The organism is Streptomyces sp. NPDC050549 (assembly GCF_040655035.1).
Lineage (GTDB): Bacteria > Actinomycetota > Actinomycetes > Streptomycetales > Streptomycetaceae > Streptomyces.
Genome location: NZ_JBFAJD010000001.1, coordinates 288,114 through 311,640, shown reverse-complemented (window position 1 = coordinate 311,640; position 23,527 = coordinate 288,114). Strand labels below are relative to the sequence as shown.

At 69.4% G+C, this 23,527-nt stretch carries 21 protein-coding genes and 2 tRNA genes; 12 read left to right on the top strand and 11 right to left on the bottom strand.

Going from position 1 to position 23,527, the window contains the following annotated elements; all coding sequences use genetic code 11:
* Positions 1-146 precede the first annotated feature (146 nt).
* From AB0I51_RS01410 to AB0I51_RS01395, 4 genes are all read right to left on the bottom strand, one after another.
* The gene (locus AB0I51_RS01410) at positions 147-827 is read right to left on the bottom strand and encodes an ATP-dependent Clp protease proteolytic subunit (protein WP_362970203.1); all 681 of its coding nucleotides are present in this window, start codon (positions 825-827) and stop codon (positions 147-149) included.
* A gap of 50 nt (positions 828-877) precedes the next feature.
* A complete protein-coding gene (locus AB0I51_RS01405) occupies positions 878-1,480 on the bottom strand; it encodes an ATP-dependent Clp protease proteolytic subunit (protein WP_362971111.1) in 603 nt (200 codons plus the stop codon).
* A gap of 238 nt (positions 1,481-1,718) precedes the next feature.
* Entirely contained in the window at positions 1,719-3,101 is a 1,383-nt protein-coding gene (gene tig, locus AB0I51_RS01400; RefSeq protein WP_362970201.1) for a trigger factor, read from the bottom strand.
* 194 nt (positions 3,102-3,295) lie between these two features.
* Positions 3,296-3,372 (bottom strand) — tRNA-Pro (locus AB0I51_RS01395).
* 153 nt (positions 3,373-3,525) lie between these two features.
* On the opposite strand from AB0I51_RS01395, the gene AB0I51_RS01390 reads away from it, so the two are divergent.
* Positions 3,526-3,599: transfer RNA gene (locus AB0I51_RS01390), tRNA-Gly, on the top strand.
* A gap of 511 nt (positions 3,600-4,110) precedes the next feature.
* On the opposite strand, the gene AB0I51_RS01385 is transcribed toward AB0I51_RS01390, so the two are convergent.
* On the bottom strand, positions 4,111-4,305 hold the full coding sequence (locus tag AB0I51_RS01385) for a hypothetical protein (protein ID WP_026178055.1): 195 nt from the start codon (positions 4,303-4,305) through the stop codon (positions 4,111-4,113).
* Positions 4,306-4,610: 305 nt separating this feature from the next.
* Here AB0I51_RS01385 and AB0I51_RS01380 point away from each other — a divergent pair, with 305 nt between their 5' ends.
* Positions 4,611-5,750, top strand: coding sequence for an acyltransferase family protein (locus AB0I51_RS01380; RefSeq protein WP_362970199.1), 1,140 nt, complete (start codon positions 4,611-4,613; stop codon positions 5,748-5,750).
* On the opposite strand, the gene AB0I51_RS01375 is transcribed toward AB0I51_RS01380, so the two are convergent.
* Positions 5,747-6,202 carry an HD domain-containing protein gene (locus AB0I51_RS01375; RefSeq protein WP_362970197.1) on the bottom strand — a complete coding sequence of 152 codons (456 nt, stop codon included), beginning with the start codon at positions 6,200-6,202 and terminating at the stop codon, positions 5,747-5,749. The two genes, AB0I51_RS01380 and AB0I51_RS01375, sit on opposite strands and share 4 nt — an antisense overlap.
* Positions 6,199-7,398: a PP2C family protein-serine/threonine phosphatase gene (locus tag AB0I51_RS01370; RefSeq protein WP_362970195.1), complete on the bottom strand. Its 1,200-nt coding sequence runs from the start codon at positions 7,396-7,398 to the stop codon at positions 6,199-6,201. The genes AB0I51_RS01375 and AB0I51_RS01370 overlap by 4 nt, the downstream gene beginning before the upstream one ends.
* A 162-nt stretch (positions 7,399-7,560) precedes the next feature.
* On the opposite strand from AB0I51_RS01370, the gene AB0I51_RS01365 reads away from it, so the two are divergent.
* On the top strand, positions 7,561-8,820 hold the full coding sequence (locus tag AB0I51_RS01365; RefSeq protein WP_362970193.1) for a GNAT family N-acetyltransferase: 1,260 nt from the start codon (positions 7,561-7,563) through the stop codon (positions 8,818-8,820).
* A 16-nt stretch (positions 8,821-8,836) separates the two neighbouring features.
* Here the strand turns inward: AB0I51_RS01365 and AB0I51_RS01360 are convergent, their stop codons facing one another.
* Together AB0I51_RS01360 and AB0I51_RS01355 are read right to left on the bottom strand one after the other, a co-directional pair.
* Complete coding sequence (locus AB0I51_RS01360) at positions 8,837-9,652, bottom strand: DNA-formamidopyrimidine glycosylase family protein (protein ID WP_362970191.1); 816 nt, start codon at positions 9,650-9,652, stop codon at positions 8,837-8,839.
* Between the two features lie 87 nt (positions 9,653-9,739).
* Positions 9,740-10,225, bottom strand: a complete 486-nt coding sequence (locus tag AB0I51_RS01355) for a ribose-5-phosphate isomerase (RefSeq protein ID WP_362970189.1) — start codon at positions 10,223-10,225, stop codon at positions 9,740-9,742.
* Between the two features lie 180 nt (positions 10,226-10,405).
* Between AB0I51_RS01355 and AB0I51_RS01350 the strand changes: the two genes are divergently transcribed.
* The gene (locus AB0I51_RS01350) at positions 10,406-11,839 is read left to right on the top strand and encodes an amino acid permease (protein WP_362970187.1); all 1,434 of its coding nucleotides are present in this window, start codon (positions 10,406-10,408) and stop codon (positions 11,837-11,839) included.
* A gap of 3 nt (positions 11,840-11,842) precedes the next feature.
* Here the strand turns inward: AB0I51_RS01350 and AB0I51_RS01345 are convergent, their stop codons facing one another.
* Positions 11,843-13,663, bottom strand: a complete 1,821-nt coding sequence (locus tag AB0I51_RS01345) for a protein kinase (protein ID WP_362971109.1) — start codon at positions 13,661-13,663, stop codon at positions 11,843-11,845.
* Positions 13,664-13,845: 182 nt separating this feature from the next.
* On the opposite strand from AB0I51_RS01345, the gene AB0I51_RS01340 reads away from it, so the two are divergent.
* Together AB0I51_RS01340 and AB0I51_RS01335 are read left to right on the top strand one after the other, a co-directional pair.
* Positions 13,846-14,586, top strand: coding sequence for an LPXTG cell wall anchor domain-containing protein (locus AB0I51_RS01340; protein ID WP_362970185.1), 741 nt, complete (start codon positions 13,846-13,848; stop codon positions 14,584-14,586).
* Positions 14,587-14,701: 115 nt separating this feature from the next.
* Positions 14,702-16,024 carry an FAD-binding oxidoreductase gene (locus tag AB0I51_RS01335; RefSeq protein WP_362970183.1) on the top strand — a complete coding sequence of 441 codons (1,323 nt, stop codon included), beginning with the start codon at positions 14,702-14,704 and terminating at the stop codon, positions 16,022-16,024.
* Here the strand turns inward: AB0I51_RS01335 and AB0I51_RS01330 are convergent.
* The gene (locus tag AB0I51_RS01330; protein ID WP_362970181.1) at positions 16,008-16,589 is read right to left on the bottom strand and encodes a biotin transporter BioY; all 582 of its coding nucleotides are present in this window, start codon (positions 16,587-16,589) and stop codon (positions 16,008-16,010) included. The genes AB0I51_RS01335 and AB0I51_RS01330 overlap by 17 nt on opposite strands.
* A gap of 393 nt (positions 16,590-16,982) precedes the next feature.
* Between AB0I51_RS01330 and AB0I51_RS01325 the strand changes: the two genes are divergently transcribed.
* From AB0I51_RS01325 to AB0I51_RS01300, 6 genes are all read left to right on the top strand, one after another.
* Entirely contained in the window at positions 16,983-18,197 is a 1,215-nt protein-coding gene (locus AB0I51_RS01325; protein WP_362970179.1) for an ROK family protein, read from the top strand.
* A 227-nt stretch (positions 18,198-18,424) separates the two neighbouring features.
* Positions 18,425-19,495 carry an ABC transporter substrate-binding protein gene (locus AB0I51_RS01320; protein ID WP_362970177.1) on the top strand — a complete coding sequence of 357 codons (1,071 nt, stop codon included), beginning with the start codon at positions 18,425-18,427 and terminating at the stop codon, positions 19,493-19,495.
* A gap of 5 nt (positions 19,496-19,500) precedes the next feature.
* Complete coding sequence (locus AB0I51_RS01315; RefSeq protein WP_362970176.1) at positions 19,501-20,349, top strand: ABC transporter permease; 849 nt, start codon at positions 19,501-19,503, stop codon at positions 20,347-20,349.
* The gene (locus tag AB0I51_RS01310) at positions 20,325-21,041 is read left to right on the top strand and encodes an ABC transporter ATP-binding protein (RefSeq protein ID WP_362970174.1); all 717 of its coding nucleotides are present in this window, start codon (positions 20,325-20,327) and stop codon (positions 21,039-21,041) included. The genes AB0I51_RS01315 and AB0I51_RS01310 overlap by 25 nt, the downstream gene beginning before the upstream one ends.
* 126 nt (positions 21,042-21,167) lie before the next feature.
* A complete protein-coding gene (locus AB0I51_RS01305) occupies positions 21,168-22,502 on the top strand; it encodes an LLM class flavin-dependent oxidoreductase (protein ID WP_362970172.1) in 1,335 nt (444 codons plus the stop codon).
* Positions 22,503-22,514: 12 nt separating this feature from the next.
* A complete protein-coding gene (locus tag AB0I51_RS01300; protein ID WP_362970170.1) occupies positions 22,515-23,405 on the top strand; it encodes a TauD/TfdA family dioxygenase in 891 nt (296 codons plus the stop codon).
* Positions 23,406-23,527: the final 122 nt, after the last annotated feature.

Genomic DNA, 23,527 nt, shown 5'->3' with positions numbered 1-23,527 from the left:
CGCCTGGGAGACGCCTAGGTCCAGCGGCTCCTGGTGCTGCCTTATGTCCGACGGTACCTTGCCGGGCCCCCCGTTCGGGCCCCCCTTGGCACGGTTCACTTCCACGTGGACCGTGCCGAGGGGTGGTGGACGATACAGGGTCCGGGTCAGCGGACGTCGGCGTTGTTCATCTTCCGGGTGGAGATGATCTGGTCGATCAGGCCGTACGCCAGGGCGTCCTCGGCCGTGAGGATCTTGTCGCGCTCGATGTCCTCGCGGATCTTTTCGAGCGGCGTGGTCGAGTGCTTGGCCAGCATGTCCTCCAGCTGCGCACGCATGCGGAGGATCTCGTTGGCCGCGATCTCCAGGTCGGAGACCTGACCCCGGCCCGTCTCGCTGTAGGGCTGGTGGATCAGCACGCGCGCGTTCGGCAGCGCCATGCGCTTGCCCGGCGTACCGGCGGCCAGCAGGACGGCGGCCGCGGACGCGGCCTGGCCCATGCAGACCGTCTGGACGTCCGGCTTCACGAACTGCATCGTGTCGTAGATCGCGGTCAGCGCCGTGAAGGAGCCGCCAGGGCTGTTGATGTAGATCGAGATGTCACGGTCGGGGTCCATCGACTCCAGGCACAGCAGCTGCGCCATGACGTCGTTGGCGGACGCGTCGTCGATCTGGACACCGAGGAAGATCACGCGCTCTTCGAAGAGCTTCGCGTACGGGTCGTACTCGCGGACGCCCTGCGAGGTGCGCTCCACGAAACGCGGGATCACGTAACGGGACTCGGCGGCGGGAGCCGTGTATTCGGCGCGTGCGTGGTCGTGCAGGCCGTTGCCGGGGAAGTTGTTCACTGTCTCTCTCCTGGGGGCTGTGGCGGTCGGCTGATGGCTGTGGCGGGGCCTCAGGCCCCGGTGCCGCCGCCGCCCGGCATACCTGCGGCCGTAGGCATGATGTCGTCGATGAGGCCGTACTCCTTGGCCTCGATCGGGTCGAACCAGCGGTCGCGGTCCGAGTCGCGCGTGACCTGCTCCACGGTCTGGCCCGTGTGGAAGGCGGTCAGCTCCGCCATCCGCTTCTTGGTGTGCAGCAGCCGCTCGGCGTGGATCTTGATGTCCGAGGCGGAACCGGCGAGGCCGGCCGAGGGCTGGTGGATCAGGATCTCGGCGTTCGGCAGCGCGAACCGCTTGCCGGGAGTGCCGGCGCTGAGCAGGAACTGGCCCATCGAGGCCGCCATGCCCATGGCGATGGTCACCACGTCGTTCTTGATGTACTGCATGGTGTCGTAGATCGCCATGCCGGCAGTGATCGAGCCGCCGGGGCTGTTGATGTAGAGAAAGATGTCCTTGTCCGGGTCGGAGGCAAGGAGCAGGAGCTGTGCGGTGATCTTGTTCGCGATGTCGTCGTCGACCGCCTGGCCGAGGAAGATGATCCGCTCACCGAGCAGTCGGTTGTAGACCTGGTCGCCGAGGCCACCGAAAGAGGGCTCGCCGGCGGCTGTAGGCATCAGATTCGTCACGTATCCACCTGCTCGTCTTTACGACGGCGCCGGGCCGTCTCACGTGTACTGCCGGGGGCAACGGGGACTCCCCTGCCCTCCTATTCATGGACCCTAACGCGCGGGTCCCTCCGGGGAATCCCGCAAAGGGAACTGTTCGCTGTCAGCGCATGTACCGCGCTGGTGAGACCCCGGGTAAGGGCAGGGGCCCCGGGGGCAGATGTCCCCGGGGCCCCTGTGTGCCTGCTTACGCCTCGGCGGGCTCCTCGGCGGCGGCCTCGACGGTCTCGACCGTCTCGACGGCGGCCTCGTCCTCGTCCTCGTCTTCCAGGTCGACGACCTCGCCGTTGGTGTCCTTCACGGTGGCGGCCTCGACCACGACGGCCAGGGCCTTGCCGCGGGCCACCTCGCCGACCAGGAGCGGAACCTGGCCGCCCTCGACGACCGCCTGGGCGAACTGGTCGGGGGACATGCCGGAGGAGGCGGCGCGCCGCATGAGGTGCTCGGTGAGCTCCTCCTGGTTGACGTTCAGCTTCTCCTTGTTGACGAGCTCGTCGAGGACGAACTGCGTCTTGATGCCCTTGACCGCGGCTTCCTTGGTCTCGGCGTCGAACTCCTCGGCCGTCTTGCCCTGGATCTCCAGGTACTTCTCCAGGTCGAGGCCCATCTGGCCGAGCTGGTGGTGCTCCAGGTTGTGCTTGCGGGTGTTGATCTCGTCCTCGAGGAGCTTCTCGGGGACGGGCACCTCGACGAGCTCCAGCAGCTTGTCGAGGACGCGCTCCTGGGCCTGCGTGGCCTGGTCGTACTGCTTCATGTTCTCAAGGCGCTTGCGGCTGTCGGCGCGCAGCTCCTCCAGGGTGTCGAACTCGGAGGCGAGCTGAGCGAACTCGTCGTCCAGCGCGGGGAGTTCGCGGGCGGCGACCTGGCTCACCTTGACGGTGACCTGGGCCTCGCGGCCGGCCGCGGAGCCGCCCTTGAGCTCGGAGGCGAAGGTGGCCTCGCCACCGGCCTCCAGGCCCGTCACGGCCTCGTCGATGCCGTCGAGGAGCTCGCCGGAACCGATGGTGTAGGAGACGCCCTCGGCGACCCCGTCCTCCAGGACCTCGCCGTCGACCTTGGCCTCCAGGTCGAGGGTGACGACGTCACCCTCGGCGGCGGCGCGCTCGACCGGGGAGGTCGAGGCGAAGCGCTCGCGGAGCTGCTCGACGGACTTGTCGATGTCCTCTTCGCTGACCTCGACGGCGTCGACCTCGACCTCGATGCCCGAGTAGTCCGGGATCTCGATGGTCGGGCGGATGTCGACCTCGGCGGTGAAGTTCAGCGTCTCGCCGTCCTTCAGCTCCGTGATGTCGACCTCGGGCTGGCCGAGCGGGTTGAGCTCCGCCTCGTTGACCGCCTCGGTGTAGAACTTCGGGAGCGCGTCGTTGACCGCCTCCTCCAGCACCGCACCGCGGCCGAACCGCTGGTCGATGACGCGCGCCGGGATCTTGCCCTTCCGGAAGCCCTTCACCGTGACCTGCTGGTTGATCTTCTTGTACGCCGCGTCGAGGCTGTCCTTGAGCTCCTCGAAGGGCACCTCGATGCTGAGCCGAACCCGGGTCGGGTTCAGGGTCTCCACGGCGCTCTTCACGGTTCGGTCTCCTTGGGGGCTGACTTCTTGGGGTGCGGACCCAGACAGGTCCGGCGGTTTCTGGTCGCCCGGAGGACTTCAGAGTGTGAGAGACACACGGGCGCGCAGCTTGCATAGTAGCCGCAGCGGCTGGACGCCCCAAAAGGCGATCGCGCGAGGTACTGGTGTGGTACCGGTCCCGGAGGTCCGGCAGGTGGTCGGGGTGGCGGGATTTGAACCCACGGCCTTCCGCTCCCAAAGCGGACGCGCTACCAAGCTGCGCCACACCCCGTCTGGTGCGACACGTAGGGTACATGGCCGCAGGCAGTGGGGCCGCCGCATTTCACGGGCGCCGGGGATGTGGGGAATGGGGTGTGCGCCGAAGCTGCCCGACCCGCTACGATGTTCTCTGTGCCGCGGTCGTCTGACCTGCGGCGCGTCATGTGCGGGCGTAGCTCAATGGTAGAGCACTAGTCTTCCAAACTAGCTACGCGGGTTCGATTCCCGTCGCCCGCTCCACATGGTTCAGGGCCAGGTCGGAGGTCGAGTCCTCCACCTGGCTCTGGTCGTTTCCGGGAGCTCCGATCGACCTGCCGCGTCCCTCATGTGCCCATCGCGCCAGCGGGAGTCACGATCCCGCAGGGCACTGATGCCGCCACTGGCATCGCTGAAATGCTCATACCCATGAGCCTGTCTTCGCGCGTCACGAAAGTCTCTCGTGGCCGCCGCCTCGATTCGCCGCGCTTCCGGACCGGCAGCCATCCTGCGCCGATCGCGGCGCACCAGCACGGTCACCGCGGCCGCCACGACGGACACGAGCGCCGGCGCAGTCATCGCAAGGTAGACCATCGTCACCCCGTACTCGCCTCGGACCGCTCATCACGATCCGCATCCCGGCACCGACCACCGAAGACGGTTCAGGCGACCGTACCCACCGGGCCGTCGCCGCGGCCCGGGTGCTCCCCGGCAGCAACCGCTCGGTGAACTCTGCCGTTCTCCGGCAACTTCATCCCGGTGAATCGTCCCGCCATCAGAAACTGATCGAGTTGATCGTCTCCGCTATCGAGTTCAGGAACCGGTTGATGGACGGTGCCATGCCGGTCGAGGCGAGGAAGAAGCCGAAGAGGATGGCGACTATGGCGGGGCCCGCCTTGATCGATCCCCCTCGGATCAACACCACCAGGATGATCGCCAACAGCAGCACCACAGACAGTGAAATGGCCACAACTGATCACACCCTCGGTCGGTCCGCTCTCCCGGCCCGGGGACGCCACCGCGCGCACCCCCGCCAGAACCATCGTGCCACCAACCCGGCCCACCTATGCGGCGGGTGACGCATCGTTGGTCGCAAAGGTTCGGAAGGGAAACGTTCGCAGGCAGTTCGAATAATTGACAGCAGCACACGAACAGGCGTTCCCAGCATGATTGTTTGCGCCTTTTGTTCGGTATGAATCATGACATCTGGGAAACTTTTCGGACGCGCATCCGATGGTTTCAACGATTCCCACAGGCAACGCTAGGGTGCCTCAGATGTTCCACGCTGCCATGCCCTCCGGCCAGAACGAACAGAGCAAAAAGAACGAACAGAACGAACAGCCCAGAAACCGCGACGCGTTCTTCGACAACGCGAAGTACCTGGCGATCCTGCTGGTCGCCGTCGGCCACTCCTGGGAGCCCCTCAAGGGCGACAACAGAGTGCTCCAGGGCCTGTACATGGTCGTGTACAGCTTCCACATGCCGGCCTTCATCATCATCTCCGGCTACTTCTCCCGGAGTTTCGACCTCCGTCCCGACCGCCTGAAGCGGCTCATCACCGGTGTCGCGGTGCCGTACGTCGTCTTCGAGATCGCCTACTCGCTCTTCAGCCGGTACGCCAACGACGACCCGCACCAGAAGATCACCCTCCTCGACCCGCTGTATCTCACCTGGTTCCTCTGCGCGTTGTTCATCTGGCGGCTGACCACCCCGATCTGGAAACTGGTCCGCCACCCGCTGCCGTTCGCGCTCGGCATCGCCATGCTCGCCTCCTGCACCCCGGACATGACCGACGACTTCGACCTGCAGCGGCTGGCGCAGTTCCTGCCGTACTTCGTGCTCGGTCTGGTCCTGAGGCCCGAGCACTTCCAGTGGGTGCGCCGGCGCGCGGTGCGGGTTCTGTCCGTGCCTGTGTTCGTCGCTGCGCCGGCCGTCGGCTACTGGGCCGTGCCGCGGATGAACGCCGGCTGGTTCTACCACCACGACTCCGCACAGGAGTTCGGCGCGCCCTGGTGGGCGGGGCCGGTGATGATGCTCCTGATGTTCGCCTGCTCGCTGCTGCTGACGGCAGGCTTCTACTCCTGGGTGCCGAGCCGGAAGACGTGGTTCACGGCGCTCGGCGCGGGCACGCTGTACGGCTATCTGCTGCACGGCTTCCTGATCAAGGGCGCCGGTTACGCGGGCCTGTTCCACCACACCTGGCTGCACCGGCCCTACGGCGTGCTCCTGGTGAGCGCCCTCGCGGTCACCGCCGTCACGCTGCTGTGCACGCCGCCCGTGAGGCGGGTCTTCCGCTTCGCGGTCGAGCCGCGCATGGAGTGGGCGTTCCGGCGCGACGCGGCCGAACTGGCCCGCGACCGGGCGCAGTTGGAGCGGCACGGGCGACCGGTCGTGCGCGAGAAGGTCAGCGCCTAGTCAAAGACGCCGAGGCCGAGAAGTGCGCGCATCCGTGCGTACTTCTCGGTCAGCCGGGTCCGGGTCGCCTCGTCGAGGACGGCGAGGCGGGCCGGGTCCGCGTTGTGTGCCAGGTCCGCTTCCTTCACCAGGAGCGCGCCGGGGGTCGCGAGCACGCGCCCGGCGTACGTCTCCGGGGTCTCCCCCGCCCGCTTGGTGACCGCCAGCACGATGTCCTTCGTACGACGGGTCAGCGCGGCCCCGTCCAGCCATCGCTCGGTGAGCGCGTCGTCCTCCACGGAGTCGTGCAGCCAGGCCGCCGCGATCTGTTCGGCGTCCCCGCCCCGCGCCCGCACACCCTCGGCCACGGCCCTCAGGTGCTCGGCGTAGGGCCGCCCCGCCTTGTCGGTCTGGCCCTCGTGCGCGGCGCGGGCGACGGCCTCCACCTCGGCAAGGCTCAGCGGCTCGCTCACCGGGACAGTCCCTGTGCCGAGGCCGAGGCCGACGCCGTAGGGCCCTCCCGGCAGACCAGGAGCAGGGCGCGGTCGTCGTTGACGTCCTTGGCAACCGCCTCGATGAGGTGCCAGGCGGCGCCGTGGAAGCCGCCGGCGACATAGCGGTCGGCCTCGCCGGTGAGGCGGTCGATGCCCTCGACGATGTCCCGGTCGGAGGTCTCCACCAAGCCGTCCGTGAACAGCATCAGCACGTCTCCGGGCCGCAGCGAGCCCTTCACCGGGTCGAACTGGGCGCCGTCGTAGACCCCCAGCAGTGGCCCTTCCGCCGCCTTCTCCTCCCAGCGGCCGCTGCCCGCGCTGAGCTGGAGGCCCGGCGGGTGGCCGGCGGAGAAGAGTTCGTAGTCGCCGGAGTCGAGGTCCAGGACGAGGTGGATGGAGGTGGCGAAGCCCTCGTCCCAGTCCTGGCGGAGGAGATAGCCGTTGGCGGCGGGCAGGAAGGCGTGCGGGGGCAGGGAGCCGAGCAGGCCGCCGAAGGCGCCCGACAGCAGGAGTGCGCGGGAGCCGGCGTCCATTCCCTTGCCGGAGACGTCGGTGAGGACGACCTCCATGGTCCGACCACCGTTCGTGCGGGCCGCGACCACGAAGTCCCCGGAGAACGACTGGCCGCCCGCGGGCCGCAGCGCCATCTCCCGGTGCCAGCCCTGGGGCAGTTGCGGGAGCTTGCTCTGCACCCGGATGCGTTCGCGCAGGTCGAAGAGCATGGTGCCGCCGCGCCGCCAGGGCACGCCGACCCGGCTGCGGAACTGCGCGATCAGCAGCCCGAAGAAGCCGCACGCGGCCACCACGAGCACCACGCCCGGGGTCACCCGCGCCGGGCCCTCGGTGTACGGGCCGAGCTTCACCGACTCCACGATCAGGGCGCTGGCCGCCGCCGCGTACAGGCCCAGTAGGCTCGCGGGCCGCAGCAGCAGACCGCCCGCGACGATCGGCAGGACCAGCGCGACCGGTGAGAACCACACCGCGTTGGCGAGGGTCATGACCGCGATCACCGGGATCGTGATCAGCAGTCCGGCCAGCGCGACCCAGTCCGAGCCGTCCCCGCGGAAGTAGTCGACGGCACTTCTGCGCAGGCCGGTGCGGACCCGGTGAACCAGCTTCCTCAACCGGGCCATGAACGTGTCGGCCTCCGCGCGCCGCTCTCGTCCTGCTGCCATTAGTTCGGGACCCTATCCATCCGACCAGCCGCTTGGCACGGGAGGTCCCACTTGTCCCCCCTGCGAGGTTCAACTTCACAGTGAACTTCACCAGAGGCCCCTGTGAGGCCACCCGGCGGAAATTCCCTGGCTCGTCCCGCAAAGCGCTGATAGGCATGGTCCATGGGGACTGATGCGACAGACACGCGGGCCGACCGGACCGAGCTGCGGGTACTGCGGCGGGACGAGTGGAACACCTGGTACGACGCCCTGATCACCGCGTTCGGCGGGACTCCGGAGTCGCCCGAGGAGCGTGACCTGTGGGACGGGCTCACCGAGGTCGACCGCTCCCTCGGCATCTGGGACGGTGACGCGTGCGTGGGGACCGCGGGCGCGTTCGGTTTCCGGGTCACCGTGCCGGGCGGGGCCTCCGTGCCGGCCGCGGGCATCACGATGGTCAGCGTGGCCGCCACCCACCGGCGCCGCGGCCTCCTGACGTCCATGATGCGGCGGCAGTTGGACGACGTACGGTCCTGGGGCGAGCCGCTCGCCGTACTGACGGCCTCCGAGCCCGCGATCTACGGCCGGTTCGGGTACGGCATCGCCACGCTGCGCGGGAGCGCCGAGATCGACACCGCCCGGGTACGGCTGACGGTGCCGCCGGGCACGGACGACGTACGGCTGCGCTACGCCGACCCCGGCTCCGTACGCGAGCAGTGCGAGGCGGTGTACGCGCGGCAGGTGGCCGGGCGGCCGGGGATGCTCGCGCGGCGGCCCGGGTGGGAGAACCAGCCGCTGCTGGACCCGCCGAGCGAGCGGCAGGGCGCGTCACCGCTGCAGTGCGTGGTCGCCGAGCGCGAGGGTGAAGTCGTGGGCTACACACGGTACTTCGTCAAGCCCGAGTGGGACGGCTCCGGCCCCAGGGGCGAGGTGCTGCTGCGCGATCTGGAGGCGCTGGACCCGGCGTCGTACGCGGCGCTGTGGCGGTTCCTCTTCGACATCGACCTGACGTCGAGGCTCAAGGTGCGCAGCCGTCCCGTCGACGACTCCTGGCAGCATCTCGTCTCCGACATCCGCCGGTGCGGTCTGCGGCAGCAGGACTCGCTGCACGTACGGCTGGTGGACCTGGGGGCCGCGCTGGAGGCGCGGACCTACCAGACGCCGGTGGACGTCGTGTTCGAGGTCGAGGACGTCTTCTGCCCCTGGAACGAGGGGCGTTGGCGGCTCACCGGTGACGCGAAGGGCGCGTCCTGCAAGCGGACCGAGGAGCCGGCCGATCTCGCCCTGTCCGTACGGGAGTTGGGGGCCGCGTATCTCGGCGGGTTCTCCCTCGCCTCGCTCGCGGGCGCCGGGCGGGTGCGGGAGCTGCGGGTGGGCGCGCTGGCGGAGGCGTCGTTGGCGTTCGGCTCGACGGTCGCGCCCTGGCTGCCGCACGGGTTCTAGAACCGCCGCAACGGCCTTACGGCTTCTGGCATTCGGGGCACCAGAACAGGTTGCGGGCGGCGAGGTCGGCGGTGCGGATCTCGCTGCCGCAGATGTGGCAGGGCAGGTTGGCGCGGCGGTAGACATAGACCTCGCCGCCGTGGTCGTCCACGCGCGGTGGGCGGCCCATCGCCTCGGGGGTGTGTTCGGGGCGGACGGTGTCGATGCGGTTGTTGCGGACGCCCTCACGCATCAGCTCGACCAGGTCGGCCCAGATCGCGTCCCACTCGGCGGGGGTGATGTCCTTGCCCGCGCGGTACGGGTCGATGCCGTGCCGGAAGAGGACCTCTGCGCGGTAGACGTTGCCGACACCGGCGATGACCTTCTGGTCCATGAGCAGGGCCGCGATCGTCGTACGGCTGCGGGCGACGCGTCGGTACGCCGCGCCCGGGTCGGTGTCCGCCGGCGGGCGCAGGGGGTCGGGGCCGAGGCGGTCGTGTATCGCCCGCTTCTCGGTGTCCGTGATCAGGGCGCAGGTGGTGGGGCCGCGGAGATCGACGTACGACGTGTCGTTGGCGAGGCGCAGGCGGACGGTGTCCGTGGGCGGGGGCGCGGGGGCGTCGCCGAAGTTGACCTTGCCGAAGAGACCGAGGTGGATGTGGATCCAGTCGGCGTCGCGGAAACCGAGGAACAGGTGCTTGCCGTGGGCTTCGGTGCGGGTGAGTTCCGAACCGTTCAGCAGCTCGGCGGTGTCGCTGAACTTGCCCTGGGGACTGGTCACTTGTGCGGGTCGGCCACCGAACCGACTGCCGTAGTCCAGCGCAAGCCGATGAATCGTGTGCCCCTCTGGCACTGACGCAGTTCCTTTCCCACCGCCCACCCGTCTCGGTCACTTGACGGGTGGGCCTCGAAAAGCCTCGGGGCTCAGCCCCGGACCCGCCTACTGCTTCGGGTGGTGTGCCGGGATCTCCGGCAGCTCCCCCGTCGTCTCGTACTCGGTCAGCATGTCGATCCGCCGAATGTGCCGCGGGTCCTCGGAGAACGGCGTGGACACGAACGCCTCGACGAACTTCGTCGCCTCGTCCCGCGAGTGCATCCGCGCGCCGACCGCCACGACGTTCGCGTTGTTGTGCTGCCGGCCGAGCGACGCCGTCTCCTCGCTCCACGCGAGGGCCGCCCGCACGCCCTTGACCTTGTTCGCCGCGATCTGCTCGCCGTTGCCGGAGCCGCCGATCACGATGCCGAGGGCCTCGGGGTCGGCGGCCGCGCGCTCGGCGGCGCGGAGGCAGAAGGGCGGGTAGTCGTCCTGTGCGTCGAAGATGTGGGGCCCGCAGTCGACGGGCTCGTGCCCCGCCTCCTTGAGCCACTCGACGAGGTGGTTCTTGAGTTCGAAGCCCGCATGGTCGGAGCCGAGATACACGCGCATGGGACGAGTGTGACACGGCTGTTTCCGGGAAGCAGCTCCGGGGCCCAGCCCGTTTAAATCCGGGAAACACCTCGGAACCTCAAGGGAACCTCAAGTAACGATCAGGAATCAAAGGTTCACTAATCACTTTGCCTCCGATTCACTGGACCATCTTGTAAGCGGCGCAAAGGAATTCCCCCCATGACTGATGGTTCCGGCCTCCAGGCAGGTCTCAAGAACCGGCATCTGTCGATGATCGCGATCGGTGGCGTCATCGGCGCCGGTCTGTTCGTCGGGTCCAGTTCGGGCATCGCCACCGCGGGGCCCGGCATCCTGCTCTCCTACGCCCTCGTCGGCACGCTCGTGGTGCTGGTGATGCGCATGCTCGGTGAAATGTCGGCCGCGAACCCCACGTCCGGCTCGTTCTCCGCGCACGCCGACCGCGCGCTCGGCCGCTGGGCCGGCTTCTCGATCGGCTGGCTGTACTGGTTCTTCTGGGTCGTCGTGCTCGCCGTCGAGGCGACCGCCGGCGCCAAGATCCTCGAAGGGTGGATCCCCGCCGTACCGCAGTGGGGCTGGGCGCTCCTCGTGATGGTGGTGCTGACCGCCACGAACCTCGTATCGGTCGGTTCCTACGGCGAGTTCGAGTTCTGGTTCGCCGGGATCAAGGTCGTGGCGATCGGCGCGTTCATCGTCGTCGGCGCGCTTGCGGTCTTCGGCGTACTGCCCGGCGCCCACACCGACAAGGCGGGCATCGGCAACCTCACCGACCACGGCGGCTTCCTGCCGAACGGCCCCGGCGCGATCCTGACCGGTGTCCTGCTGGTCGTCTTCTCCTTCATGGGCAGCGAGATCGCGACCCTGGCCGCCGGTGAGTCCGAAGACCCGCAGCGCGCGGTCACCAAGTCGACCAACAGCATCATCTGGCGCATCGGCGTCTTCTACCTCGGCTCGATCCTCGTCGTCGTCTGCCTGCTCCCCTGGAACGACCCCTCCATCAAGGAACAGGGCTCCTACGTCGCCGCCCTCGACTCCCTCGGCATCGCGCACGCCGGCCAGATCATGAACTTCATCGTGCTGACCTCGGTGCTGTCCTGCCTCAACTCCGGCCTCTACACGGCCTCCCGCATGGCCTTCTCGCTCGGCGGACGCGGCGACGCGCCGGCCGCGTTCGCCCGGACGACCTCCCGTGGTGTACCGATGGCGGCGATCATCGCCTCCGTCGTCTTCGGCTTCGTCGCCGTGTTCTTCAACTACGCCTTCCCGGACACCGTCTTCCTCTTCCTCGTCAACTCCTCAGGTGCGGTGGCCCTGTTCGTGTGGCTGGTGATCTGCGCGTCCCAGCTCCGCATGCGCCGGATCATCGAGCGCGAATCGCCGGAGAAGCTCGTCGTGCGGATGTGGCTGTACCCGTATCTGACCTGGGCGACGATCGCCCTGATCGTGTTCGTCCTCGGCTACATGCTCACCGACACCAAGGGCGAGAGCAGCGGCCGTACGACCGTCCTGCTGTCGCTGCTGGTCGCGCTGGCCGTGGTGGCGGTCTCGGTGATCAAGGAGCGGATGCGGGGCGGGCGACCCGTCGCGGTCGCCGCCTCGGACACCGACACGGACAAGGTGTCCGTCGACCGGTGACGTTCACAGCACGACAAAGCTGTTCTTGACCCTGTCGTAGGTCTTCAGGGCCTGGGTCTCCACGTCCGGCCGGTACCAGGTGTTGATCTGGTACGACTTCCCGTCCGCGTCGAAGCCGAGCAGCCGGGCGTGCCAGGGGGTGCCCTTGAGGGTGAACGTGTACTCCCAGACCACCGCCGGGTAGCCGCGGAAGGTCGTACTGGCGAGCCGGATCTTCCGGTAGTCCTGCCCCTGGTGGGCGTTCCGCTCCGAGTCCTCCCACGTGCGCATCAGGTCACCGCGGGCGAGGGAGGACTTGCCCACGAGTTCCTGGCTGCCGTCCGGGGACGTGTAGTGGACCTCGGCCCCCGTCTTCAGATCCCGCCGCCACCCGGTGGGCGTCGCCCACGCGAACCCGCCCGCCTCCTGGTGCGTGCCCGGGGGCAGGCTCGGGGGGCGGAAGGTGCCCTCGACCGTGGGAGAGGGGGACGGGGACGGAGTGGCGGAAACGGAGGGTTCGGTCGGAGTCGACGAGGCGCTGGCCGACGGCGTCGATGCCGTCGATGCCTTCGACGCCGAGCCCGTCGCCGTGTCGTCGGACGAGCCGCTCCCGTTCACGAGGATCGCCGCGACCGCCGCGCCCACTGCGGCTACGGCTGCGGCGGCGATCAGTCCGGTACGGCGGTGGGGGCGGGTGCGGGCAGTGAACGGTTGCGCGGGGCCGGGCAGACGGGCGGGGTGGGGGCCGAGGTCCGGGCGGGGGCCGCGGGCGGGGTGCGGTGGTACCGGGCGCTCGGGGCGCACAAGGGAGACGCCTGCCACCGCCGGATGCCGGGTCGGTATCGGGTCCTCGACGGGCGGGGCGGGATCGGGGTGGGGTCGGGGTTCGGGGTCCGGTTCGTGCACTCGGGGGTCTCGTGCCGCCCTGACCACCGAAGGTTCCAGGAAGGCCGGAGTGGGTGACTCCTGATGGGCCTCGGGCTCCACCGGCCTCTCGGGCTCCTCCACCAACCGCGTTTCCACTGAGCCGAGTTTCTCGGCCTCCGTCGGAAACGCGACCGGGCTCAGCACCTCCTCCACCTCCTCAAGACCCGGCCGCACCGACGGCTCCTTCTCCAGCAGCGCGGCCAGTACCTCCCTCAACGGGCCTGCCGCGGGCGGGAGTTCGGGCTCCTCGTAGAGCACCGCGTGCAGGGTGGCCAGGGTGGTGTCGCGGGAGAACGGTGAGCGGCCGCCGAGGGCCGCGCAGAGGGTCGCGCCCAGGGACCAGATGTCCGAGGGCGGTCCCTGCGGGCGGCCGGAGATCCGCTCGGGTGCCATGTAGTCGGGCGAGCCGACGAGCATGCCGACCATGGTGAGCGCCTTGGCGTCCTGGATCGCGGCGATACCGAAGTCGGTGAGCACGACGCGCTGCGCGCGGCTCTCGACGAGTACGTTGCCGGGTTTGATGTCCCGGTGCAGAACGCCTCCCGCGTGCACCTGCCGCAGGGCCGCCACCAGCCCCAGCCCGATGCGGGCGGCCTCGCGCGGGCCGACCGGACCGTCCTCCGCCATGATCCGCTCCAGCGAGCGGCCCGCCACCAACTCCATGACGATCCACAGGCGTTCGCCCTCGTCCACGACGTCGTAGACCCGTACGACGTTGGGATGGTCGATCCGGGCCGTGGCCCTGGCCTCGCGCAGGGTGCGCTCGCGGCGGGTGCGGGTGTCCTCCGGGTCGAGGCCGTCGATGCGCATCTCCTTGACCGCGACCTGCCGGTCCAGCATTTCGTCGGCGGCCCGCCACACCCGCCCCATTCCCCCCTGGCCGATGCTTTCGACCAGTCGATAGCGTCCGGTCACCAATAGCCCCGGAGTTCCGCCGTCCCTCAAGTTCCCCGTATTCCCCGGCAATCCGCTGCACCCCCACAATGGTCACACTTCATGCCGTACCAGCATAGTGCGGAGAAATCTTGTGGTACCTCTTCAAGTACTGCGAATTCAGGCGCAGTCCCAGGGGGATACAGGGGAACACAAGGGGGACGAACATGAGTTCTCGTCGCGCGACGACCATCGCGACGGCCATCACAGGATCGCTGCTCACGGCATCTTTCTCGGCCGTGATGATCCTTTCCTTCACCGCCTCGGCGGACGACCGGGGACCGGGAAGCAGCAAAGGCGGAAAGGCGATGGACGCGGCACCGGCGGGTGTGAAACTGACCACGCTCCTGCCGGAGAGGATTTCTGTCGACAACAGTTCGAAAAGGACGGCCATCACCGCCACGGTGAAGAACGAGGGGACCAAGGAGAGCGGCGAGATCAATCTCCTGGTGGTCGGTTTCGACGGCCTCAAGGTCAATGGTGTGCAGGGTTGTTCGGCGATCGCCGAAAAGGATCTGCCGCCCGGTTCGAACAGCGGATTCACGTGCCCCGTCGGCACGCTTGCCGCCGGGAAGTCGAAGTCGTACGCGGTCGACGCGACGTACGACCTGAGCAAGGCCGGGAAGATCTGTCTGCCGGTGATGTCCGCCGACGGCAAGAAGACGTTCTGGCAGCAGGGCCCGGTCCCGTTCGGTACGACGAACCCGTCGCCGAACGCCCCGGCCACCCCGCTGCTGCTCGGCACCGACAACAAGCCGGTGGCACCGGGCGGCGACACCCTGCCCAAGACCGGCGTCGGCAGTGACGTACTGCCGCTGGGCGCGGCCGGTGCGGCACTGATCGCGGCGGGCGCGGCGGGCCTGTACTGGTCCCAGCGACCGCCGGGGCGGCAGACCCTGCGGGGCTGAGCGGAGCTCGGACAAGGGGGGCCGGGTCGCGGGAGCACCTGGCCCTTCCTGTTGCTCCCGCCCTCATCCGGAAAGCCTGACGGCACATGTCAGGTTATGGGGCCAGCATGACCGTATGAGCCAGCACCCGCAGCCCCTCACCCTCCGCCCCACCGACCCCGGATACGACGACGAACTCACCGGTTTCCAGACCGGGTTCGCCCAGCGCCCCGCCGTGGTCCACGGCGCGGCCTCGGCCGACGACGTGATCGCCGCCGTACGGTACGCGGCCGGCGCGGAGCTGCCGGTCGGGGTGCAGGCCACCGGGCACGGGCTGCCGGGTGGATCGGAGGGCGGGGTGCTGATCACTACGCGGCGGATGGACGGCGTACGGGTCGATCCGGAAGCGCGGACCGTCCGGGTCCAGGCGGGCGTGCGATGGGCGCAGGTGGTCGCGGCTGCGGAGCCGTACGGCCTGGCCCCGCTGAACGGGTCGTCGCCGGGTGTGGGGGCCGTGTCGTACACGCTGAGCGGTGGACTCGGCATCCTGGCAAGGGAGTTCGGGTACGCGGCCGACCATGTGCGCTCACTCGACGTCGTCACCGCCGACGGGCGACTGCGGCAGGTGACACGGGAGGCGGAGCCCGAGCTGTACTGGGCGCTGCTCGGCGCCGGGCATGCCTTCGGTGTCGTCACGGAGCTGGAGATCGGCCTCGTCCCCGTGCGGACGCTCTACGGCGGTTCGCTCGCCTTCGACGGGCGGGAGGTGGATCCCACGGGCCTGCTGCGGGCGTACGAGGAGTGGACGCGGACCGTGCCGGACGGGCTGACCTCGTCCTTCGCCGCTGTACCGTACCCGGACATCCCGGCGCTGCCGCCGCAGCTGCGCGGACGGTACGTCGTCTCCGTGCGGGTCGCGTACACGGGGGCCGACGGCGAGCAAGTCGTCGCCCCGCTGCGGAAGTCGGGGCCGCTGCTCGCGGACTCGCTGCGGGAGATGCCGTATGCCGAGAGCCACACGATCCACAGCGATCCGCCCGAGCCGCACGCGTACTACGGCGACAGCGCGGTGCTCGGCGAATTGGATGTCGCGCGGGTGGGCGAGGTGCTGGCCCTCGTCGGGCCGGACGCGCCAGGTATGTGCGTCGTCCAGGTCAACCATCTCGGCGGGGCCCTCGCGAAGTCCGCGCCGAACTCGGTGCCGTACCGCGAAGGACGTTTCCTGGTACGGCTGTTGGCGGTCGGCGACCGTGCGAGCGCGCGGGCCCGGCTCGACCCGGCCTTCGCGCTGCTCGGGCCCGTGACGCTCGGCAGGGCGGTCAACTTCGCGTTCGGGGCCGGTGACCGGACCGAGGGGCTGTACGACGTGGAGACGCGGAAGAGGCTCGCCGCGTTGAAGTCGGCGTACGACCCGGCGAACCTCTTCCGCAGGAACTATGGCCCTACCGCTGCTTGTTGACGAACTTCCACGCGGCCGGAGTCGCGCCCATCGCCAGGGCCGCCTTCAGGGCGTCGCCGAGGAGGAAGGGGGTGAGGCCGGCGGCGATCGCGGCGCTCGCCGACAGGCCGAGGCTCACCGCGAGGTACGGAACGCCGACGGCGTAGATGATCGCCTCGCCCAGGATCATCGTGCCCGCCATGCGCAGGACCGAGCGGTCGGCGCCACGGCGGGCCAGGGCGCCCACGGCGGCGGAGGCGAGCAGCATGCCGACGATGTAGCCGAAGGAGGCACCGCTGCCGTGGGTGCCGCCGGCGAACCACGGCACGCCGGCCAGGCCGAGCAGCGCGTACAGCGCGAGCGAGAGGAAGCCGCGGCCGGCGCCGAGGGAGGTGCCGACGAGCAGCGCGGCGAAGGTCTGGCCGGTGACCGGGACCGGGGAGCCCGGGACGGGCACGGAGAGCTGGGCGGCGAGGCCGGTGAGCGCGGCGCCGCCGAGCACGAGGGCGATGTCCCGGACGCGGGAGGCGGGCAGCAGATCGGCGAGGACCTGTCCGGGGCGGGCGGTGGCGACGGCGGTACTCAAGGGGAACTCCGCAGGTTGACGGGGGTACAGGGGGACTCAGTGACGCTATCCCAGGGCCGTTCGGCCGATCACCGTCAGCGCTCGACAAAGGCTTCGGCGCGGACTTGGTGGGCTCCGGACAAAGGATGCCTGTTACACGCGCTCGGGCGTGATGCCCGTCACGCGCACCCCGTGCCGTCTCGCACACCGGTCACCGTCTGGGCAGCGGTGCACCGTTTTGCTAGCTTCGACCGCATGGTTGCCCAGGCCCGGAACTTCGCGTCGCGTCGCTATGTCGACCTGCGACGCCAGGCCGCAGCGACCTGTTACCGCCCCTGAGGCGGGCGGAGCGGATCCGGTGCGCCTCGAAATCCACACGGCGCACTGTCGGACCCGTTCCCGAGGAAGATCCCCATGCCCCGTAACGCGGCACCTCTTCTACGCTCCCCCGTACCCCGCGCCGCCGACAGTGACCGGCGGCGCACCAACGCGAGTGTCATCCTGCGGTCCGTGCTGGAGCACGGGCCGGTGGCCCGCTCCACCATCGCCCGGCTGACCGGGCTGTCCCCCGCGTCGGTGACCGACTACTGCGCCCGCTTCGCGGGACTCGGCCTGATCCATGAGTCGGCCACACCCGAGCGATCGGGAGGTGTGGGCCGGCCCCATGTACCCGTCGACCTGGACGACTCGCAATTCATCGTGGGCGGAGTCCATGTGGCCGTGCCCTATACGACGGTGGCTCTGCTCGATCTGCGGGGGCGGGTGGTCGCCGAGCGGTGCCTCGGCCACGACACCACCGATCCCTCCCGTGTGCTGGCGCGGGCCGCCGAGGGGCTGGACGCGCTGCTCGCGGAGGCGGCCGGGACCATCCCGCTGGGTGTCGGGGTCGCCGCCGGCGGCTGGGTCGACCGGGACTCCGGGACCATCGTCGACCACCCCCTGCTCGGCTGGCGGGAGGTGCCGGTGCGCGAGATCCTCGGCACCCGCACCGAGCTCCCGGTCCATGTGGACGGCCATGCCCGCGCGTTGGTCAACGGGGAGCGGCTGTTCGGACGGGCCGCGCGGGGCAGCCGCAGCGTGCTGCATCTCTTCGTCGGCAATGTGGTCGACGCGGCCTTCGCCACCAACGACGAGGTGCACCACGGTCCCCGCTCGCAGGCCGGCGCGATCGCCCATCTGCCCCTGCGCGGCGGGACCGAGCCGTGCGACTGCGGCCGGGTCGGCTGCCTCCAAGTGGAGCTGAGCGAACAGACGTTGTGCCGACGGGCCCGGGAGGCCGGAATCGTCGACGGGGTCAACCCGACCCACGTCGTGGCCGCGGCCGAGCGCGGGAACCCGGTCGCCGTACGGCTGTTGACGCAACGGGCGCGGATGGCCGGGCGGGCTGCCGGGCTGCTGCTCGACATCCTCAACCCGGAGACGGTGGTCGTCACCGAACTCGGCGTCATCCACCGGGAGGACTGCCTGCGCGCGCTGCGCGAGGAGGTCGGTGACGCGCGGGCGTCGACTGTCGTGCCGACGAGTTTCCCGGATTCCGTGCTGGCCGTGGCAGGCGGTTCGGTGATGCTGGACGTGCTGTTCCGGGATCCGCTGAGCGTGTCACCGAGCGTTTCACCGGGGCGTATTTAATTCAGAAACTCGGAATATTGACAGGGGGCACGCATGATCGGGAACATCCTGCTCATGAGCCTGCCGATGAGTTGTCGCACCTCTTGTTGCTGACCCGCTGAAGCGCCCCGAGCGCCGGCCTCATCCTGCCTGAATTTCCTTCCCGGACTTTCCGCTGCCCGGAGTTCCGCCTGCATTCCGCAGACTTTTCGTCAGACTTCTCATCCGATGAATCAGGGAGCCCTCCCATGCCCAGTTCCCGTGCGCCCGGCCTCGACCGGCGGCTCTTCCTCACCTCCGTGCTCGGCGCCGCCGCGGGCATCGCCGGCCTCAGCGGCTGCGCCACGAGCAGTGCCGCGGCCTCGAAGTCGGGGGCGGGCCTGTCCGCCCCGCTCGCCGAGAAGGTGCCGTCCGGCACCAGCCTGAAGATCTCCTCGTATCTCAACACCCAGCAACTCCAGTTCAAGCTGGCGAAGTTGCCCAAGTTGCCGTTCACCGTGTCGAGTTGGGTGGACATCGGGGCCGGTCCCGATGTCATCAACGCGTTCCGCGCCAAGTCCCTGGACCTGGCCAACAACGCGGGCATACCGCCGATCCAGGCGCACTACCAGGGCTTCGACGCGAAGATCGTCGCGATCGACATCACCCGCAAGCCCAACTACCTCTTCGCCACCAAGCCCGGCAGCGACATCCGCTCGGTCGCCGACTTCAAGGGCAAGAAACTCGCGTTCTCCCAGGGCCAGGCCCAAGGCGTCGTGCTTCTGCGGGCGTTGAAGGAAGCGGGTCTGAAGTACGACGAGGTGAAGCTGGTCCCGCTGACCAGCAACCAGTTCTTCACGGCCCTGCAGTCGGGCCAGGTCGACATCGCCCCGCTCGCCAACAGCCAGGCACCGGCGTACCTCAAGCAGTACGAGGCGAAGGGCGCCCACGCGATCACCACCGGCGTCGTGGACCTGCTCAGCCTTCTGTGGGCGCCGACCGCAGTGCTGGCCGACGCCGCGAAGGCCGCAGCGATCGCCGCGTACATCCCGCAGTGGGCGCGGGGCCAGGTCTGGCAGTACGAGAACCCGGACACCTGGAACGAGGAGTTCTACGTCAAGACGCAGAACCTGACCCTCACACAGGCCGAGTCGGTCACCGCACTCGCCAACAAGCCCTTGTTCCCGCCCAGTTGGGACGAGGCCATCAAGTGGGAGCAGGAGACCGCCGATCTGCTGGCGGAGGGCGGCTTCGTGAAGGAGTTCAAGGTGGACTCGCTCTTCGACCGGCGCTTCGAGTCCATCGCGGCGAAGGCCGTCCCGGCGGAGTACCGGAAGTGACGGCCATGACGACCACGACAACCACCGTGCCGGTGGCGGCTGTCGAGGAGAAGCCGGCCGTACGGCGGCGCGGGCGGCGCCGCGGCCTCGCCCCCGGCAAACGCCTGCCCGCCTCCCGGATCATCGGTCCCGCGCTGTTCTTCGCCCTGTGGGCCGCCGCCTCCGCCGCCGGACAGCTGGACCCGGCCGCGATCCCCGCACCCTGGACCGTGCTGAAGACGGCCGGCCGCCTGTGGACGGACGGCACGCTCCCCACCGACGTACTGACCTCCCTCGAACGCGCCGCCTACGGCTTCGCCCTCGGCCTCACCGCCGGCGTCGTCCTCGCCCTGGCCGCCGGACTCAGCCGGGTCGGCGAGGCCCTGATCGACGGGACCGTGCAGCTCAACCGGGCCATCCCCACCCTCGGCCTCATCCCGCTGTTCATCCTCTGGCTGGGCATCGGCGAGACCTTCAAGATCGCCATCATCGCGATCGTCGTCTACATCCCGATCTACCTCAACCTGCACGCCGCGCTGTCCGGCATCGACCACCGTTATGTCGAACTCGCCGAGGTCCAGGGCCTGTCGAGGCTCCAGTTCATCCGCCAGATCGTCATCCCCGGCGCCCTGCCCGGCTTCTTCGTCGGCCTGCGCCTCGGGGTGACCGGCTCCTGGCTGAGCCTGGTGGTCCTGGAGCAGATCAACGCCACCAGCGGCCTCGGTTACATGATGTTCCAGGCCCAGAACTACGGCCAGTCGGACGTCATCCTGGTCGGCCTGCTGATCTACGGCGTGTTCGGCCTGGTCTCCGACAGCGCGGTCCGTCTCGTCGAACGGAGGGTGCTGTCATGGCGCCGCACACTCAGCAGCTGACCACCACGCCCAACGTCCGACTCCGGGGCCTGACAAGGTCGTTCGACGGCCGTACGGTCCTCGACGACATCGACCTCGATCTGCCCGCCGGACAGTTCACCGCCCTGCTCGGGCACAGCGGCTCCGGCAAGAGCACACTGCTGCGGGCCATCGCGGGGCTCGACCACGAGGTCGTCGGCAGCGGCCGACTCACCGCCCCCGAGCGGGTGTCGGTGGTCTTCCAGGACTCCCGGCTGCTGCCCTGGCGCCGGGTGCTCGACAACGTGCTGCTGGGCACGGACGGCAAGGAGGCCGCCGAGAAGGGGCGCGAGGCGCTCGCCGAGGTCGGATTGAAGGGCCGTGAGCATGCCTGGCCCAACGAACTGTCCGGCGGTGAGGCACAGCGGGCGGCGCTTGCCCGGTCGCTGGTGCGTGAGCCTGAACTGCTGCTCGCCGACGAGCCGTTCGGCGCGCTGGACGCGTTGACGCGGATCCGGATGCACGTGCTGCTGCGCGAGCTGTGGGAGCGGCACCGTCCCTCGGTGCTGCTGGTCACGCATGACGTGGACGAGGCGATCGTCCTCGCGGACCGCGTGCTGGTGCTGGAGGAGGGGCGGATCGGACTCGACCTGGCCATCGACCCCGAGGTGCCGCGTGGGGAGTACCGGGAGCGGTTGCTGGCGGCGCTCGGCGTGACGTCGGACTCGCGGTGACCGTCGGCTGCGCGCCCCGCCTGGGGGCTGCGCCCCCGGACCCCCATCGGCCCTGAAGGGGCCTCGTCCTCAAACGCCGGACGGGCTGGACATACGCACCCGGAACTCCCACCTAAGGAACCTGGCATGCCCCGCCAACTTCACCTCAACGCCTTCCTCATGAACACCGGCCATCACGAGGCCTCCTGGCGCCTCCCCGAGAGCGACCCCTACGCCCACGTGGAGCTGGACCACTACGTACACCTCGCCCGGATCGCCGAACGCGGCACCTTCGACTCGCTCTTCCTGGCCGACGGACCGCAGTTGTGGAGCAACCTGGCCCAACGCCCGGCCGGAGCACTGGAACCGCTCACCCTGCTCACCGCACTCGCGACGGCCACCGAGCACATCGGTCTGATCGCCACCGCGTCCACGTCCTACAACTCCCCCTACAACCTGGCCCGCAAGTTCGCCTCGCTCGACATCATCAGCGGCGGCCGGGCCGGCTGGAACATCGTCACCACGGCCGGCGCCGAGGCAGCCCGCAACTTCGGACTCGACCACGAGCCCGCGCACGCCGAACGGTACGCACGCGCCGCCGAGTTCCTCGATGTGGCGCTGAAACTCTGGGACAGCTGGGAGGACGACGCGATCGTCGCCGACAAGGCGGCCGGTGTGTGGGGCGACGACGCGAAGATCCATCCGCCACGCCACCAGGGGACGTACTTCAGCGTCGAGGGCGCCCTCAACGTCCCCCGCTCGCCCCAGGGTTACCCCCTCCTCGTGCAGGCGGGTTCGAGCGAGGACGGCAAGGCGTTCGCGGCCCGTTACGCGGAGGCGGTGTTCACCGCGCAGCAGACCCTCGGCGACGCGCAGGCGTTCTACGCGGACCTCAAGTCCCGTACGGCGGCGGCCGGTAGGGACCCGGAGCACATCAAGGTGCTGCCCGGCATCGTCCCGGTCCTGGGCTCGACGGAGGCGGAGGCCCGTGCGAACGAACGCCTCCTGGAGGACCACATCGTGTACACGCACGGAGTGGACCGCCTGGAACACCTGCTCCAACTACCGCCCGGCACCTTGGAGTTGGACGCCCAACTCCCCGCCGATCTCCCGCCCGAGGATGCCATCGAGGGCGCCAAGAGCCGCTACACCCTGGTCGTCGAACTCGCCCGCCGCGACCGGCTGACCGTACGGCAACTGGTCGGCCGGCTCGGCGGCGGACGCGGGGACCTCACCTTCGCGGGCACACCCGAACAGGTCGCCGACGCGATCGGGACCTGGTTCACACGAGGCGCCGCCGACGGCTTCAACATCATGCCGGCCGTCCTTCCCTCCGGCCTCGACGCCTTCGTCGACCACGTCGTCCCGCTCCTCCGCTCCCGCGGCCTGCTCCGCACCGAGTACGGCCCCCGCACCACCCTCCGGGAGCGCTACGGCCTCCCCCGCCCGGCCAACCAGTACACCCAACCCGCCTTTGTCTGAAGGGACTTCACCATGTCCATCGAGATCCAGAAGGTCACCGCGCACATCGGCGCCCACGTCTCCGGCGTCGACATCAACAAGCCGCTCGACGCCGAGCAGGTCGCGGCGATCCGCGAGGCCCTCAACGTCCACAAGGCGCTGGTCTTCGACGACGTGCACCTCGACGACGAGGGACAGGAGGCCTTCGCCCGCCACTTCGGCGACCTCACCACCGCCCACCCCACCGTGCCGGCGGTCGACGGCGCCCCGAACGTGCTGCCGGTCGACAGCGAGCGCGGCCGGGCCAACCACTGGCACACGGACGTCACCTTCGTCCTCAACCCGCCCCAGGCCAGCACCCTGCGCTCCATCACGGTCCCGCCGTACGGCGGCGAGACGCTGATCGCCAGTTCGGCGGCGGCCTACCGCGACCTGCCCGAACCCCTCCGTGCCCTCGCCGACACCCTGTGGGCGGAGCACACCAACGACTACGACTACGCCGTACCGGACGAGGAGATCGACGACGAAAAGGCCGCCCAGCGCGCCCAGTTCACGTCGATCAAGTTCCGCACGGTCCACCCGGTCGTCCGCGTGCACCCGCTGACCGGCGAACGCGGCCTGTTCATAGGCGGTTTCGCGCAACGGATCGTAGGCCTCTCGACCGCCGAGTCCCGCAAGATCCTGGACCTCCTCCAGGCGTACGTCGCCCGCCCCGAGAACGTCCTCCGCCACCGCTGGTCGCCGAACCAGCTCGTCCTGTTCGACAACCGCATCACCCAGCACTACGCCATCGACAACTACGACAGCCGGCCGCGCCGCCTCAACCGCGTGACCGTCGCCGGTGACGTCCCGGTCGGCATCGAGGGCAAGGAGAGCTACTCGATCGAGGGCGACGCCTCGCACTACACCTCGGTGGCGGAGTAACCACACACCCGAACCCGCGCCGGATCCGATCCCGCCCTCGAAACGCCCCCGCGGTCCACCCGCGGGGGCTTCTTGTCGCCAACCTGCACCTGCAAGTAATTGCAGTAAGAGCCCAGAGGCCC